Consider the following 15969-nt stretch of genomic DNA (forward strand, 5'->3'; position numbering starts at 1 on the left):
AATCAAAAAGCTTTATTTTTTATTATTTGTTTACAACTTCAACAAACCTTCTGTTCCCGTCCCGCCTGAAGCCGCTGGGCTTCCTTTAAGAAATCCCCTAAAATGCCGCCGCTGTCTCAGAAACTGCGATAAATATTTAGCGCTTTACATTGTTTCATTTTTAGCCGTTTTTCCCCGGCCCGCTATTTTTATTCAGGTATTCATCAGCTTAATTTTTATTTTTGCCTTTTATTTGAATATAACGTCGCCAGACGCTAATTCACCGGTCTGCAAATAGTGATATTCAACTGCCGCTCCGGCTTGACAAGGATTTCATCGGGTCCTTAAACTCGTTTCGTGGTAAAAAGTGGGATAAAGTGGCGCAAATGGGTGAGCGGGGGGTAAGGCTGGCATGTTCCGCGGAGCAACGTTAGTCAATCTCGACAGTAAAGGGCGGCTCGCAGTACCAACGCGATATCGCGATTTACTGAACAGCGAGTCTCAGGGGCAGATGGTCTGTACCATCGACCTCCACCAGCCATGCCTGTTGCTTTATACCCTGCCCGAATGGGAAATCATTGAAAAAAAGCTGGCCCGCTTATCCAGTATTAATCCACTTGAGCGCCGCGTGCAGCGCCTGTTACTGGGCCATGCCAGTGAGTGTCAGATGGATAATGCAGGGCGCTTGTTGCTGGCGAATACGCTTCGCCAACACGCTAAATTAACCAAAGAAGTGATGCTGGTTGGACAGTTCAATAAGTTTGAACTGTGGGATGAACAGACCTGGTATCAACAAGTCAGGGACGATATTGACGCAGAACAGTCGGCTCAGGAGCCTTTATCTGAGCGGTTGCAGGACTTGTCGCTATAGCTATGCAGGAAAATTTTAAACATACCACCGTGCTGTTGGATGAGGCGGTTAACGGCCTCAATATCAGGGAAGACGGGATTTACATCGACGGCACATTCGGTCGTGGCGGTCATTCGCGCTTAATTCTTTCGCAGCTTGGGGCGAAGGGAAAGCTCATCGCTATCGATCGTGACCCGCAAGCTATTGCCGCGGCCGCTGAGATCACCGATCCGCGCTTCTCCATTATTCATGGTCCTTTTTCCGCGCTGGCGGAGTACGTTTCTGAACGGGGATTAGTCGGCAAAATTGACGGCATTTTACTGGATTTAGGCGTGTCGTCGCCGCAGCTGGATGATGCCGAACGCGGCTTCTCCTTTATGCGCGACGGACCACTGGATATGCGAATGGACCCGTCGCGGGGTCATTCCGCCGCTGAGTGGTTGCTCCACGCTGAAGAAGCCGACATCGCTTTCGTGCTGAAGACCTATGGCGAAGAGCGTTTCGCCAAACGTATCGCCCGCGCCATTGTTGAGCGCAACCGCGAGCAGCCGATGACACGCACCAAAGAGCTGGCTGAGGTGATCGCCATCGCCACGCCGGTGAAAGATAAATTTAAGCATCCGGCGACGCGCAGCTTCCAGGCGATTCGAATCTGGATCAACAGTGAACTGGAAGAGATCGACATTGCGCTGAAAGGCGCGGTTGAGGTGCTGGCACCGCAGGGACGTCTGTCGGTCATCAGCTTCCACTCACTGGAAGATCGGCTGGTGAAGCGCTTTATGCGCGATCAGAGCCGCGGGCCGCAGGTGCCAGCTGGATTGCCAATGACGGAACAGCAGTTACGCGCGCTGGGCGGACGAGAACTGAAGTTGCTGGGCAAACTGTCGCCGGGCGAGGCTGAAGTGGCTGAGAACCCACGCGCGCGCAGCTCGGTACTACGAATCGCGGAGAAGACCGACGCATGATCGGTAATGAGCGCCACAGCCTGCCTGGCGTGATTGGCGGCGATCTGCTGCGGAAAGGCAAGATTCCGGTGTTGCTGCTGATCGCCGTGCTGGTTTCTGCGGTACTGGTGGTCACCACCACGCACAAAACGCGCTTGCTGACGGCGCAACGTGAACAGCTGGTACTGGAGCGGGATGCGCTGGATATCGAATGGCGCAACCTGATCCTGGAAGAGAACGCCCTGGGCGATCACAGTCGTGTTGAACGAATCGCAACCGAGAAGTTGCAATTGCAGCATGTTGATCCTTCACAAGAAAATATTGTGGTGCAGAAATAAGGACCTCAGATAGCGAATGAGCGGCGCAGGCAGAACGCTGAAGTTGAAGAAACCGGAAGATAAAGCCAGCTTTGTAAGCTGGCGTTTTGCGTTGCTGTGCGGCTGTATTTTGCTGGCGCTGGGAGGATTACTGTCGCGTGTTGCCTGGCTGCAGGTGATTAATCCTGACAGGCTGGTGAAAGAGGGCGATCTGCGCTCGCTGCGCGTTCAGGCGGTGCCGACGTCGCGCGGTATGATCAGCGACCGCGCCGGACGACCGCTGGCAGTGAGCGTGCCGGTCAACGCTATCTGGGCCGATCCCAAAGAGCTGCATGCCGGCGGCGGCGTAACGCTGGACAGCCGCTGGAAGGCGCTGTCGGATGCGCTTTCGATTCCGCTCGACCAGCTGGCCGCGCGGGTTAACGCCAATCCCAAAGGCCGCTTTGTCTATCTGGCGCGCCAGGTCAATCCGGCCATCGGCGAGTACGTCAAAAAATTGAAACTGCCTGGTATTCATCTGCGTGAAGAGTCACGCCGTTACTACCCGGCGGGGCAGGTCACGTCTCATCTGATTGGTTTTACCAATATCGACGGTCAGGGTATCGAAGGGGTCGAAAAAAGCTTTGATAAATGGCTGACCGGTGCACCGGGCGAACGAACGGTGCGTAAAGACCGATTTGGTCGGGTAATCGAAGATATCTCCTCGGTGGATAGCCGCGCTGCGCATAACCTGACCCTGAGCATCGATGAGCGCTTACAGGCGCTGGTCTATCGCGAACTGAACAACGCCGTCGCCTTTAACAAAGCTGAATCGGGCACTGCGGTGCTGGTAGACGTGAATACCGGCGAAGTGCTGGCGATGGCCAACAGCCCGGCTTACAACCCGAATAACCTCAGCAACACGCCGAAAGATCTGATGCGTAACCGCGCCATCACCGACATCTTCGAGCCGGGTTCTACCGTCAAGCCAATGGTGGTGATGACCGCCCTGCAGCGCGGTGTGGTCAAAGAGAATAGCGTACTGAATACCGTGCCGTACCGCGTCAATGGTCATGAGATCAAAGACGTGGCGCGCTACAGCGAACTGACCCTGACCGGGGTCTTACAGAAATCGAGTAACGTCGGGGTTTCACGTCTGGCGTTAGCGATGCCTTCCTCAGCGCTGGTAGATACTTACGCGCGCTTTGGGCTAGGCAAACCGACCAATTTGGGGCTGGTCGGGGAAAGCAGTGGCTTATACCCTCAAAAACAACGGTGGTCTGACATAGAGAGGGCCACCTTCTCTTTCGGCTACGGGCTAATGGTAACGCCGTTACAGTTAGCGCGAGTCTACGCAACCATTGGCAGCTACGGCATCAACCGTCCGCTGTCGATCACTAAGGTCGATCCCCCTGTCGCGGGACAACGCGTTTTCGATGAGTCACTGGTTAAAACCGTGATGCACATGATGGAAAGCGTGGCGCTGCCCGGCGGCGGCGGGGTGAAAGCGGCGATTAAAGGCTATCGCATCGCCATCAAAACCGGTACCGCTAAAAAAGTCGGGCCGGATGGACGCTACGTCAATAAATACATTGCTTATACCGCAGGCGTCGCGCCTGCCAGTCATCCTCGATTCGCGCTGGTGGTGGTGATCAACGATCCCCAGGCCGGCAAGTACTACGGTGGTGCGGTTTCTGCGCCGGTGTTTGGTGCCATCATGGGCGGCGTACTGCGCACCATGAACATCGAGCCGGATGCGTTACCAACCAATGACAAGAACGAGTTGGTGACTAACAGAAGTGAGGAATCAAGTGACAGATCGTAACCTGCGCGACTTACTCGGCCCTTGGGTGCCAGGCGCGCCGGCGCGTCCACTGCGTGACATGACACTGGATAGCCGTACCGCGGCTTCCGGCGATCTGTTTGTCGCTATTGCAGGCCATCAGGCCGATGGACGCCGTTTCATCCCGCAGGCGATTGCACAAGGCGTTGCCGCCGTGGTGGCCGAAGCCGAAGGGGAAGCGGCCGACGGCGAAATCCGTGAAATGCACGGCGTACCGGTTATCTATCTGACGCAGCTGCATCAGCGTCTGTCGGCATTAGCCGGACGTTTCTATCAGCAGCCGGGCGAAAAACAGACGTTGATCGGCGTCACCGGCACCAACGGAAAAACCACCACCACCCAGTTGCTGGCGCAGTGGGCCAACCTGCTGGGCAAAACCAGTGCAGTGATGGGGACGGTGGGCAACGGATTGATCGGCCAGCTTGTGCCGGCGGAAAACACCACCGGCTCAGCGGTCGATGTTCAGCATCTGCTGCACGATCTGGCGGAACAAGGTGCCACACTGACCGCGATGGAGGTTTCTTCACACGGCCTGGTTCAGCACCGTGTCGCGGCGTTGCCGTTTGCGGCCGCCGTGTTCACCAATCTCAGCCGCGATCACCTCGATTATCACGGCGATATGCAGCGCTATGAGTCCGCCAAATGGCTGCTGTTCTCTGAGCATCAGGTTGGTCAGGCGATTCTCAACGCCGATGATGAAGTCGGCCGTCGCTGGCTGGCCAGCCTGCCTGATGCCGTTGCCGTGACGATGGAAAATAATTTACAGCCTGGCTGCCACGGCCGCTGGCTGAAAGCCGACGCGGTGCAGTATCACGATAACGGCGCGCACATCCGCTTCAGCTCCAGCTGGGGCGAAGGCGAGATCGACAGCCGTCTGATGGGAGCGTTCAACGTCAGCAACTTACTGCTGGCGCTGGCGACGCTGCTGGCACTTGACTATCCGCTTGACGCACTGATCAACGCAGCATCGAAGTTGCAGCCGGTCAACGGCCGGATGGAAGTGTTTAGTGCTGATGGCAAACCGACGGTAGTGGTTGATTATGCCCACACCCCGGATGCGCTGGAAAAAGCGCTGGAAGCCGCACGCCTGCACTGCACAGGAAAACTGTGGTGCCTGTTTGGCTGCGGCGGCGATCGTGATAAAGGCAAACGTCCGTTAATGGGCGCCATTGCTGAGCAATTCGCCGATGTAGTGGTGATCACCGATGACAACCCACGCAGTGAGGATCCGCAGGCGATTGTGAAAGATATCCTGACCGGCCTGCTGGACCCGGGGCGCGCCCGCGTCGTCTCCGGGCGTGCGCAGGCGGTGACCAACACCATCATGCAGGCGCAGCCGGAAGATATCGTGTTGGTGGCGGGTAAAGGCCACGAAGACTACCAGATTATCGGCAATCGCCGGCTGGATTACTCCGATCGTGCCACGGTAGCGGCGCTGCTGGGAGGTGCGGCATGATCCCGGTTTCCTTAAAGACGCTCGCTGACATCACCGGCGGCACGCTGTATGGCAGTGATTTAACCGTGACGGACGTCACCACGGACACCCGCAAGGTAACGGCAGGCAGCCTGTTTATCGCGCTGGTTGGCGAACGTTTTGATGCCCATGACTTTGTGGGTGATGCAATTGCTAGCGGCGCGCAGGCGCTGTTAGTGAGTAAGCATTTACCTGTCGCCGTTCCGCAGGTAGTGGTTGAAGATACCCGACTGGGCTTTGGCAAGCTGGCGGCCTGGGTACGCCAGCAGGCGACAGCCCGGGTCGTAGCGCTGACCGGTTCATCCGGAAAAACGTCGGTCAAAGAGATGACCGCAGCGATCCTGCGCCAGTGCGGTGAAACCCTCTATACCGCCGGTAACCTTAACAACGATTTTGGCGTCCCGATGACGCTGCTGCGTCTGACCAGAGAGCATCAGTATGCGGTGATTGAGCTGGGTGCTAATCATCAGGGCGAGATCGCGTACACCACCGATCTGGTGCGGCCGGAGAGCGCGCTGGTCAACAACCTGGCGGCGGCGCATCTGGAAGGATTTGGCTCGCTGGCAGGCGTCGCTAAAGCCAAAGGTGAAATATTTATGGGATTGCCCGCCAACGGTACGGCGATCCTTAATGCGGATAGCAATGACTGGCCGAACTGGCAGGCGCATCTGCAGGACCAGACGGTGTGGCGCTTCTCGCCGCAGGCGGCCGGATGTGACTTCTCTGCTCGTGATATCAGCATTGCGCATGGTGGCACCCACTTTGTGATGGTGACGCCGCGCGGTGAGGTGGCGATTACGCTGCCGCTGCCGGGACGGCATAACGTCGCCAACGCGCTGGCCGCGGCGGCTCTGGCGCTGTCGGTTGATGCTCCGCTGAGTGCGATACAGCAAGGGCTAAAAACCCTGCAGTCGGTGCCGGGCCGCCTGTTCCCGATACGTTTATCTGCGCACCAGTTGCTGCTGGATGACAGCTATAACGCTAACGTCGGATCGATGACCGCTGCGGCGCAGGTACTGTCAGAAATGCCGGGTTATCGGGTGATGGTCACTGGCGATATGGCGGAACTGGGTGAAGAGACCGAACAGTGTCACCGTGAAGTCGGGCTGGCGGCGCGTGCTGCCGGTATCGATAAGGTCCTGAGCGTGGGGAACGTTAGCCAGTTGATCAGCGAAAGCAGCGGCGTTGGCGAACATTTCAGCGATAAAACCGCCCTGACTGAACGTTTACGTCAGCTGTTGTCCGAACACAAAGAAATGACTGTCTTGATTAAAGGTTCGCGTAGTGCCGCCATGGAGCAGGTAGTACAGAGCTTACAGGAGAAAGGAACATGTTAGTTTGGCTGGCCGAGCATCTGGTCGCTTTTTATTCGGGCTTTAACGTCTTTTCGTATCTGACGTTTCGCGCCATTGTCAGCCTGCTGACCGCGTTGTTTATCTCCCTGTGGATGGGGCCGCGCCTGATTGCCTGGCTGCAAAAATTGCAGATTGGTCAGGTAGTCCGTAACGATGGCCCGGAATCGCACTTCAGCAAGCGCGGCACCCCGACCATGGGCGGCATCATGATCCTCACCTCAATCACCATTTCGGTGTTGATGTGGGCTTATCCGTCAAACCCGTATGTCTGGTGCGTGCTGGTGGTGCTGATCGGCTTCGGGATCATCGGTTTTGTCGACGACTACCGCAAGGTGGTGCGCAAAGATACTAAGGGCCTGATCGCCCGCTGGAAATATTTCTGGATGTCGGTGATTTCGCTCGGCGTGGCGTTTGCCCTGTATGTCGCCGGCAAGGATACCCCCGCAACGCAACTGGTGGTGCCGTTTTTCAAAGACATCATGCCGCAGCTGGGGCTGTTTTATGTGCTGCTGGCCTACTTTGTGATTGTCGGCACCGGCAATGCCGTCAACCTGACCGATGGCCTTGATGGGCTGGCAATTATGCCAACGGTATTTGTGGCGGCTGGCTTCGCGCTGGTGGCCTGGGCAACCGGGAACGTGAAGTTTGCCGAGTATCTGCACATTCCTTATTTGCGTCATGCCGGTGAGCTGGTGATTGTCTGTACCGCTATCGTCGGGGCAGGGCTGGGGTTCCTGTGGTTCAACACCTATCCGGCTCAGGTCTTTATGGGCGATGTGGGTTCGCTGGCGTTAGGCGGCGCACTGGGCACTATTGCGGTGCTGCTGCGTCAGGAGTTTTTACTGGTGATCATGGGTGGCGTATTCGTGGTTGAAACGCTGTCGGTGATCCTGCAGGTGGGATCGTTTAAGTTGCGCGGCCAGCGTATTTTCCGCATGGCGCCGATCCATCACCACTATGAACTGAAGGGCTGGCCGGAACCGCGCGTCATTGTGCGCTTCTGGATTATTTCGCTAATGCTGGTGCTGATTGGCCTGGCCACGCTGAAGGTGCGTTAATCATGGCTGACTATCGGGGAAGAAAAGTTGTCATCATCGGGTTAGGCCTGACCGGTCTCTCCTGTGTTGATTTCTTTTTAGCGCAGGGCGTAACGCCTCGCGTGATGGACACCCGTGTGTCGCCGCCGGGGCTGGAGAAATTGCCGGCGCAGGTGGAACGCCATCTGGGTGGCATTAACGGTGACTGGCTGCTGGATGCCGACCTGATTGTCGCCAGCCCAGGCGTCGCGCTGGCCCATCCGATTCTGAGCGAAGCGGTAGAAGCCGGCATTGAAATCGTCGGCGACATTGAGCTGTTCTGCCGTGAAGCCCAGGCGCCGATCGTGGCGATTACCGGCTCCAATGGTAAAAGCACCGTGACTACGCTGGTGGGTGAGATGGCGAAAGCGGCCGGCTGGCAGGTCGGCGTGGGCGGCAATATCGGGTTGCCGGCGCTCAGCCTGTTGCAGTCACCGGCGCAACTTTATGTACTGGAACTTTCCAGCTTCCAGCTTGAAACCACTCACAGCCTGAAAGCGGCAGCGGCGACGGTACTTAACGTCAGTGAAGATCATATGGATCGCTATCCGCTGGGCATGCAGCAGTATCGTGCTGCCAAACTGCGTATTTATGAAAATGCGAAGGTGTGCGTCGTCAATGCAGATGACGCGCTGACCATGCCGGTACGCGGCGCAGATGCGCGTTGCGTCAGCTTTGGCATTGACTTCGGTGACTATCATCTTAATAAGCAGCAGGGCAATGTCTGGCTGCGGGTGAAAGGCGAGAAGGTGCTGAACACCGCTGAAATGAAGCTGGTGGGACAACACAACTACACCAACGCGCTGGCGGCGCTGGCGCTGGCCGATGCAGTAGGACTGCCGCGCGCTTCCAGCCTGGCTGCATTAACCCAGTTTAATGGTCTGGCGCATCGCTTCCAGCTGGTGCTTGAGCATCAGGGCGTGCGCTGGATCAACGATTCCAAAGCCACCAACGTGGGCAGTACCGAGGCGGCGCTGAATGGCCTGCAGGTTACCGGCACCCTGTGGCTGCTGTTGGGCGGCGACGGTAAATCAGCCGATTTTTCACCGCTGACGCCTTATCTGCAGGGTGACAACGTGCGGACCTACTGCTTTGGCCGCGATGGCGATGCGCTGGCTTCGCTGCGTCCGGAGATTGCGGTGCGCACCGAAACCCTGCGTCAGGCGCTGGAACAGATCGTCCCGCAGCTGAAGTCAGGCGATATGGTGCTGTTGTCACCCGCCTGCGCCAGCCTTGATCAGTTCCGTAACTTTGAACAGCGTGGCGAACAGTTCGCCCAACTGGCGAAGGAGCTGAGCTGATGCATATTCCTGGCGCGGGTCTGGCGCGGTTCTTCTCGGGTCGTCTGAAAGATTGGGTGATGGGATCGCGCGAAAGCGATGATACCTCGCTGGTGCTGTATGACCGCACGCTGCTGTGGCTGACGTTCGGCCTGGCAGTGATTGGTTTTGTGATGGTGACTTCCGCCTCAATGCCGGTTGGTCAGCGTCTCAATGATGACCCGTTCTATTTTGCCAAGCGTGATGCGTTTTATATCGCGCTGGCGGTCGGTATGGCGCTGGTCACGCTGCGGGTGCCGATGGATTTCTGGCAGCGCTACAGCAACGTGATGTTAATGGCATCCGTCGCCATGCTGCTGATTGTACTGGTGGTCGGCAGTTCGGTTAACGGTGCATCGCGCTGGATCGCCCTCGGACCGCTGCGTATCCAGCCAGCCGAGTTATCCAAACTTACCCTGTTTTGCTATCTCGCCAGCTATCTGGTGCGCAAAGTGGAAGAGGTGCGTAACAACTTCTGGGGCTTCTGTAAGCCGATGGGCGTGATGGTGGTGCTGGCAGTACTGCTGCTGGCGCAACCGGACCTCGGTACGGTGGTGGTGCTGTTCGTCACCACGCTGGCCATGCTCTTCCTGGCCGGTGCCAAACTGTGGCAGTTCCTGGCCATCATCGGCTCCGGCATTTTTGCCGTGGTGCTGCTGATTATCGCCGAACCGTACCGTATGCGCCGCGTCACATCGTTCTGGAACCCGTGGGAAGATCCGTTCGGCAGCGGCTACCAGCTGACCCAGTCGCTGATGGCATTTGGCCGCGGTGAATTCTGGGGCCAGGGGCTGGGTAACTCGGTGCAAAAACTGGAATATCTGCCGGAAGCGCACACCGACTTTATTTTCTCGATTATCGGTGAAGAACTCGGCTACATCGGTGTGGTTATGGCGCTGTTAATGGTATTCTTCGTCGCTTTTCGTGCGATGTCGATTGGCCGCCGTGCACTGGAGCTGGATCAGCGTTTTTCCGGCTTTCTGGCCTGTTCAATTGGTGTCTGGTTTAGCTTTCAGGCTCTGGTTAACGTCGGCGCGGCAGCAGGTATGCTGCCCACTAAAGGTCTGACCCTGCCGCTGATCAGTTACGGCGGGTCGAGTCTGATTATTATGTCGACCGCCATCGTCTTTTTGTTACGCATAGATTATGAAACGCGCCTGGCGAAAGCGCAGGCGTTTACCCGAGGTGGTCGATGAGCAGTAAGCGATTGATGGTGATGGCAGGCGGAACCGGTGGGCATGTCTTTCCCGGTCTGGCTGTTGCCCATCATCTGATGGAACAGGGCTGGCAGGTCCGCTGGTTAGGTACTGCCGACCGTATGGAAGCGGATTTAGTGCCGAAGCACGGCATCGACATCGATTTCATTCGCATCAGCGGACTGCGCGGCAAAGGCGTTAAGGCGTTACTGCTGGCTCCGCTGCGCATCTTCAACGCATGGCGTCAGGCGCGTCGCATCATGAAAGCCTGGCAACCGGATGTAGTACTGGGGATGGGCGGTTATGTCTCCGGACCGGGCGGCTTAGCGGCCTGGAGTTGCGGTATCCCGGTGGTGCTGCATGAGCAGAATGGCATTGCCGGCCTGACCAACAAGTGGCTGGCGAAAATCGCCACCAAAGTGCTGCAGGCATTTCCCGGCGCGTTTCCCCGGGCGGATGTGGTCGGCAATCCGGTGCGTACCGATGTGCTGGCGCTGCCGCTGCCGGCTGAACGTCTGGCCCAGCGCAGTGGCCCAATACGGGTACTGGTGATTGGTGGCAGTCAGGGCGCGCGGGTGCTGAACCAGACGCTGCCGCAGGTTGCCGCTGAACTGGGTGATCAGATCACGCTGTGGCACCAGACCGGGAAAGGCGGCTTGCCGGTAGTTGAAAAAGCCTATCAGCAGGTCGGTCAGACCCAGCACAAGGTGACCGAGTTTATTGATGATATGGCCGCAGCCTATGCATGGGCTGATGTGGTGGTCTGTCGCTCCGGCGCCTTAACGGTGAGCGAAGTGGCTGCTGCCGGTTTACCGGCGATTTTTGTGCCGTTTCAGCACAAGGATCGCCAGCAGTACTGGAACGCGCTGCCGCTGGAGAAAGCGGGCGCGGCCCGAATTTTTGAGCAGCCGCAGTTTACGGCGGAGGCGGTAGCGGATCTGCTGCGCCACTGGGATCGCCCGACATTACTGACGATGGCCGAACAGGCCCGTCAGGTTGCGATCCCCGATGCGACCGAGCGGGTCGCGCAGGAAGTGGCTCGCGCGGCAAAGTAATCATTCCGGTCAGCGCGTCTGACCCGTGCTCGGGTTGAGCACAAACTGAAAGAGCAGGTAATTGAGAGCGATGAATACACAACAATTGGCAAAACTGCGAACTATCGTGCCCGAGATGCGTCGCGTCCGGCACATCCACTTTGTCGGCATCGGCGGTGCTGGCATGGGCGGTATTGCCGAAGTGTTAGCAAATGAAGGCTACCATATCAGCGGTTCAGATCTGGCCCCTAACCCGGTGACCCAGAACCTGATTGCGTTGGGTGCCACCATTTATTTCAACCATCGCCCTGAGAATGTGACCGACGCCAGTGTGGTTGTGGTCTCCAGCGCCGTTGCGCAGGACAACCCTGAGCTGGTCGCTGCACGTGAGCAGCGCATCCCGGTGATCCGCCGGGCCGAAATGCTGGCTGAACTGATGCGTTTCCGTCATGGCATCGCCGTTGCCGGTACCCATGGCAAAACCACCACCACGGCGATGGTGTCGAGTATTTATGCAGAGGGCGGTCTCGATCCGACCTTTGTTAACGGCGGTCTGGTGAAAGCCGCAGGTACCCATGCGCGCCTGGGCAGCAGTCGTTACCTGATTGCGGAGGCCGATGAGAGCGATGCGTCGTTCCTGCACCTGCAGCCGATGGTGGCGATTGTCACCAATATCGAAGCCGACCATATGGATACCTATCAGGGCGACTTCGAGAACCTGAAGCAGACCTTTATTAACTTCCTGCACAACCTGCCGTTTTATGGCCGTGCAGTGATGTGTGTGGATGATGTGGTTATTCGTGACCTGATCCCGCGCGTGGGACGTCAAATCACCACTTACGGCTTCAGTGATGATGCGGACTTCCGCATTGAAAATTATCATCAGCGCGGCTCACAAGGGCACTTTACGCTGGTCCGTCAGGATAAACCGCTGCTGCAGATTACCCTGAATGCGCCGGGTCGTCATAACGCACTGAACGCGGCGGCGGCCGTAGCCGTGGCTAGCGAAGAGGGCATCGATGACAACGCGATTCTGGCCGCGCTGGAGAGTTTCCAGGGCACCGGCCGCCGTTTCGATCTGTTGGGTGAATTCCCGACCGAACCGGTAAACGGTCAGGTGGGCAGTGCGATGCTGGTGGATGATTATGGTCATCATCCGACCGAAGTCGATGCGACGATTAAAGCGGCACGCGCCGGCTGGCCAGATAAAAAGCTGGTGATGGTATTTCAGCCGCACCGCTATACCCGTACCCGCGATCTGTTTGATGACTTCGCTAACGTGCTGTCACAGGTCGATGTCCTGTTGATGCTGGATGTCTACTCTGCCGGCGAGACGGCGATTCCTGGTGCTGACAGTCGCTCGCTGTGCCGTGCGATTCGCAATCGCGGCAAGGTTGATCCGATTCTGGTGCCTGAGCATGACGCATTGCCAGAAATGCTGGCACCGCTGCTGTCTGGCAACGATCTGATTCTGGTGCAGGGTGCCGGTAACGTCGGCAAGGTTGCCCGCAAGCTGGCGGATTGTAAGCTCCAGCCGGAACGTAAAGCGGAGGATCGTCATGGCTGACAAAGTTGCAGTATTGATGGGCGGGACGTCCGCCGAGCGTGAGGTTTCGCTGATGTCTGGTCAGGCGGTGCTGGCCGGGCTACGTGAAAGCGGGATTGACGCGCACGCTGTCGACACCCGCGATGTGTCGGTACTGACGCTCAAAGAGCAGGGCTTTACCAAAGCGTTTATCGCTCTGCATGGTCGTGGCGGCGAAGATGGCACGCTACAGGCGGTGCTGGAATTTCTGCAGCTGCCTTACACCGGCAGCGGCGTGATGGCGTCAGCGGTCACCATGGACAAGCTGCGCACCAAGCTGCTGTGGCAGGGACGCGGTTTGCCTTCCGGGCAGTTTGTCTGGCTGACGCGCCAGCAGTTCGATGCCGGGCTGGATGCAGAGACGGAAGCGGCCATTGCTGCGCTCGGACTGCCGTTATTCGTCAAACCCGCCTGTGAAGGTTCCAGCGTGGGAATCAGCCGGGTCAATGCGCTGAGCGCCTTGCCTGACGCGCTGGCAACCGCTTTTGAGCACGACGATAACGTGCTGGTCGAGGCGTTTCTCAGCGGCGCGGAGTACACGGTGGCGATTGTGGGCGATCGCATCCTGCCCTCTATCGAAATAAAGAGCGCCAGCGAGTTCTATGACTATGAAGCAAAATATATTTCTGACGATACTCAGTACGTCTGTCCGGCCGACCTGAGCCCGGCGCGTGAAGCTGAATTACAGCAACTGGTGCTGGCGGCCTGGCGTGCGCTTGGCTGTCGCGGCTGGGGCAGGGTGGATGTGATGACCGATGGTGCGGGCAATTTCCAGCTGCTGGAAGCTAATACCTCACCGGGAATGACCAGCCACAGCCTGGTGCCGATGGCGGCGAAACAGGCCGGCATGAGCTTCGCGCAGCTGGTTGCGCATATTCTGGAGTTGGCCGACTGATATGTCACAGGCGGCGATGAGAGTTCGAAACCGTGAACCGCAGGAGCGTATACGCACCGGGCGCAGTAACGGAGCCCGACTGTTCGGCATCGTTTTTTTGCTGATCGTGATAGGCATTATGATTTCTGGCGGGCTGGTGGTGCTGAAGTGGATGAACGATGCATCACGGCTGCCGTTATCGAAACTGGTGGTGACCGGGCAAACCCATTACACCACCCACGATGACATTCGCCAGGCGATTCTGTCACTTGGCGCGCCGGGCACGTTCATGTCGCAGGACGTGGATATTCTGCAGCAGCAGATAGAGAGGCTGCCGTGGATTAAGCAGGTCAGCGTGCGTAAACAGTGGCCGGACGAGCTGAAGATCCATCTGGTGGAATATACCCCGGTGGCGCGCTGGAACGATCTGCATATGGTTGACGCGGATGGCGTCTCCTTCAGCGTCCCGGCTAACCATATCGGCAAAGAAACCCTGCCGATGCTGTATGGACCAGAAGGCAGTGAGAAAGAGGTGCTGGCGGGTTATCACAGCATGGACGATGTACTGAAGGCCAGAAAGTTTACCCTGAAGGTCGCGTCGATGACGGCCCGGCGTTCATGGCAGCTGGTTACCAGTGACGATGTGCGCATCGAACTGGGGCGCAGCGACACCATGAAGCGTCTGAACCGCTTTATTGAGCTCTACCCGGTGCTGCAACAGCAAGGTCAGAACGAGAGCAAACGTATCAGCTACGTGGATTTACGATACGACTCGGGCGCCTCTGTTGGCTGGACGCCGGTCGTGATGGAGCCACAGGACAGTAATCAGCAACAGAACCAGGCACAGGCTAAACAACAATGATCAAGGCAACGGACAGAAAACTGGTAGTTGGACTCGAAATTGGCACCGCGAAGGTTGCCGCCCTGGTTGGGGAAATTCTGCCCGATGGTATGGTCAATATTATTGGGGTGGGCAGCTGCCCGTCCCGCGGTATGGATAAAGGTGGCGTGAATGACCTTGAGTCGGTGGTGAAATGCGTACAGCGCGCCATCGATCAGGCTGAGCTGATGGCAGATTGCCAGATTTCCTCCGTCTACCTTGCGTTATCGGGCAAACATATTAGTTGTCAGAACGAAATCGGGATGGTTCCGATTTCCGAAGAGGAAGTGACTCAGGATGATGTAGAGAACGTAGTGCATACCGCTAAGTCGGTGCGTGTGCGTGACGAGCATCGCATCCTGCATGTTATTCCTCAGGAATACGCCATTGATTATCAGGAAGGGATCAAAAATCCGGTCGGGCTTTCCGGGGTGCGGATGCAGGCAAAAGTGCATCTGATCACCTGTCACAACGATATGGCGAAAAATATTGTTAAAGCCGTTGAACGATGTGGCCTGAAAGTTGACCAACTGATTTTTGCCGGCCTGGCATCCAGTTTTGCGGTTCTGACCGAAGACGAACGTGAGCTGGGTGTCTGTGTTGTCGACATCGGTGGCGGTACAATGGACATTGCCGTATATACCGGCGGTGCTTTACGGCACACTAAGGTTATTCCTTATGCAGGCAACGTGGTCACCAGCGACATCGCCTATGCATTTGGCACACCGCCAACCGATGCGGAAGCGATCAAAGTGCGTCACGGTTGCGCGCTGGGCTCGATTGTCGGCAAAGATGAGAACGTTGAAGTGCCGAGCGTGGGCGGACGTCCACCGCGCAGCCTGCAGCGTCAGACGCTGGCCGAAGTGATTGAGCCGCGTTATACCGAGCTTTTGAATCTGGTCAATGACGAGATTCTGCAGTTACAGGAACAACTGCGTCAGCAGGGCGTGAAGCACCATCTTGCGGCGGGCATTGTCCTGACCGGCGGTGCCGCGCAAATCGAAGGACTGGCGGCCTGTGCGCAACGCGTATTCCATACGCAGGTGCGTATCGGACAACCGCTGAATATTACCGGCTTAACTGACTATGCGCAGGAATCGTACTACTCCACCGCGGTGGGACTGTTGCATTACGGCAAAGAGTCGCACATGAACGGCGATGCAGAGACCGAAAAACGGGTTTCAGTAGGCAACTGGTTCAAGCGCATCAATAGTTGGTTGAAAAAAGAGTTTTAATTTTTGTAAAAGGGGATCATGCTGTTTTC

14 protein-coding genes are annotated in these 15969 nt (G+C 57.3%); all 14 read left to right on the forward strand.

Going from position 1 to position 15969, the window contains the following annotated elements; translation table 11 throughout:
• Positions 1–391 precede the first annotated feature (391 nt).
• The 14 genes from mraZ (at position 392) to ftsA (ending at position 15940) form a co-directional block, all read left to right on the forward strand.
• Positions 392–850, forward strand: coding sequence for a division/cell wall cluster transcriptional repressor MraZ (gene mraZ, locus AABB92_RS15510; RefSeq protein WP_031375984.1), 459 nt, complete (start codon positions 392–394; stop codon positions 848–850).
• 2 nt (positions 851–852) lie between these two features.
• Positions 853–1794, forward strand: coding sequence for a 16S rRNA (cytosine(1402)-N(4))-methyltransferase RsmH (gene rsmH / locus AABB92_RS15515; RefSeq protein ID WP_031375983.1), 942 nt, complete (start codon positions 853–855; stop codon positions 1792–1794).
• Positions 1791–2111 carry a cell division protein FtsL gene (ftsL, locus tag AABB92_RS15520; RefSeq protein ID WP_031375982.1) on the forward strand — a complete coding sequence of 107 codons (321 nt, stop codon included), beginning with the start codon at positions 1791–1793 and terminating at the stop codon, positions 2109–2111. The genes rsmH and ftsL overlap by 4 nt, the downstream gene beginning before the upstream one ends.
• 16 nt (positions 2112–2127) lie before the next feature.
• The gene (locus AABB92_RS15525; protein ID WP_031375981.1) at positions 2128–3894 is read left to right on the forward strand and encodes a peptidoglycan glycosyltransferase FtsI; all 1767 of its coding nucleotides are present in this window, start codon (positions 2128–2130) and stop codon (positions 3892–3894) included.
• On the forward strand, positions 3881–5368 hold the full coding sequence (murE, locus tag AABB92_RS15530) for a UDP-N-acetylmuramoyl-L-alanyl-D-glutamate--2,6-diaminopimelate ligase (RefSeq protein ID WP_031375980.1): 1488 nt from the start codon (positions 3881–3883) through the stop codon (positions 5366–5368). Before AABB92_RS15525 ends, murE begins: the two co-directional genes overlap by 14 nt.
• A complete protein-coding gene (gene murF / locus AABB92_RS15535; RefSeq protein WP_031375979.1) occupies positions 5365–6723 on the forward strand; it encodes a UDP-N-acetylmuramoyl-tripeptide--D-alanyl-D-alanine ligase in 1359 nt (452 codons plus the stop codon). The genes murE and murF overlap by 4 nt, the downstream gene beginning before the upstream one ends.
• On the forward strand, positions 6717–7799 hold the full coding sequence (gene mraY / locus AABB92_RS15540; protein ID WP_031375978.1) for a phospho-N-acetylmuramoyl-pentapeptide-transferase: 1083 nt from the start codon (positions 6717–6719) through the stop codon (positions 7797–7799). The genes murF and mraY overlap by 7 nt, the downstream gene beginning before the upstream one ends.
• Positions 7800–7801: 2 nt before the next feature.
• Entirely contained in the window at positions 7802–9118 is a 1317-nt protein-coding gene (gene murD / locus AABB92_RS15545; protein WP_031375977.1) for a UDP-N-acetylmuramoyl-L-alanine--D-glutamate ligase, read from the forward strand.
• On the forward strand, positions 9118–10332 hold the full coding sequence (gene ftsW, locus AABB92_RS15550) for a cell division protein FtsW (protein ID WP_031375976.1): 1215 nt from the start codon (positions 9118–9120) through the stop codon (positions 10330–10332). Before murD ends, ftsW begins: the two co-directional genes overlap by 1 nt.
• On the forward strand, positions 10329–11387 hold the full coding sequence (murG, locus tag AABB92_RS15555) for an undecaprenyldiphospho-muramoylpentapeptide beta-N-acetylglucosaminyltransferase (protein ID WP_031375975.1): 1059 nt from the start codon (positions 10329–10331) through the stop codon (positions 11385–11387). Before ftsW ends, murG begins: the two co-directional genes overlap by 4 nt.
• A 70-nt stretch (positions 11388–11457) precedes the next feature.
• Positions 11458–12933: a UDP-N-acetylmuramate--L-alanine ligase gene (gene murC / locus AABB92_RS15560; protein WP_031375974.1), complete on the forward strand. Its 1476-nt coding sequence runs from the start codon at positions 11458–11460 to the stop codon at positions 12931–12933.
• Entirely contained in the window at positions 12926–13846 is a 921-nt protein-coding gene (locus AABB92_RS15565; protein WP_031375973.1) for a D-alanine--D-alanine ligase, read from the forward strand. The genes murC and AABB92_RS15565 overlap by 8 nt, the downstream gene beginning before the upstream one ends.
• A gap of 1 nt (position 13847) precedes the next feature.
• Positions 13848–14687, forward strand: coding sequence for a cell division protein FtsQ (gene ftsQ / locus AABB92_RS15570; protein ID WP_031375972.1), 840 nt, complete (start codon positions 13848–13850; stop codon positions 14685–14687).
• Complete coding sequence (gene ftsA, locus AABB92_RS15575) at positions 14684–15940, forward strand: cell division protein FtsA (RefSeq protein ID WP_003854739.1); 1257 nt, start codon at positions 14684–14686, stop codon at positions 15938–15940. Before ftsQ ends, ftsA begins: the two co-directional genes overlap by 4 nt.
• Positions 15941–15969: the final 29 nt, after the last annotated feature.

Source organism: Pantoea brenneri (assembly GCF_038594305.1).
GTDB classification, from domain to species: domain Bacteria; phylum Pseudomonadota; class Gammaproteobacteria; order Enterobacterales; family Enterobacteriaceae; genus Pantoea; species Pantoea brenneri.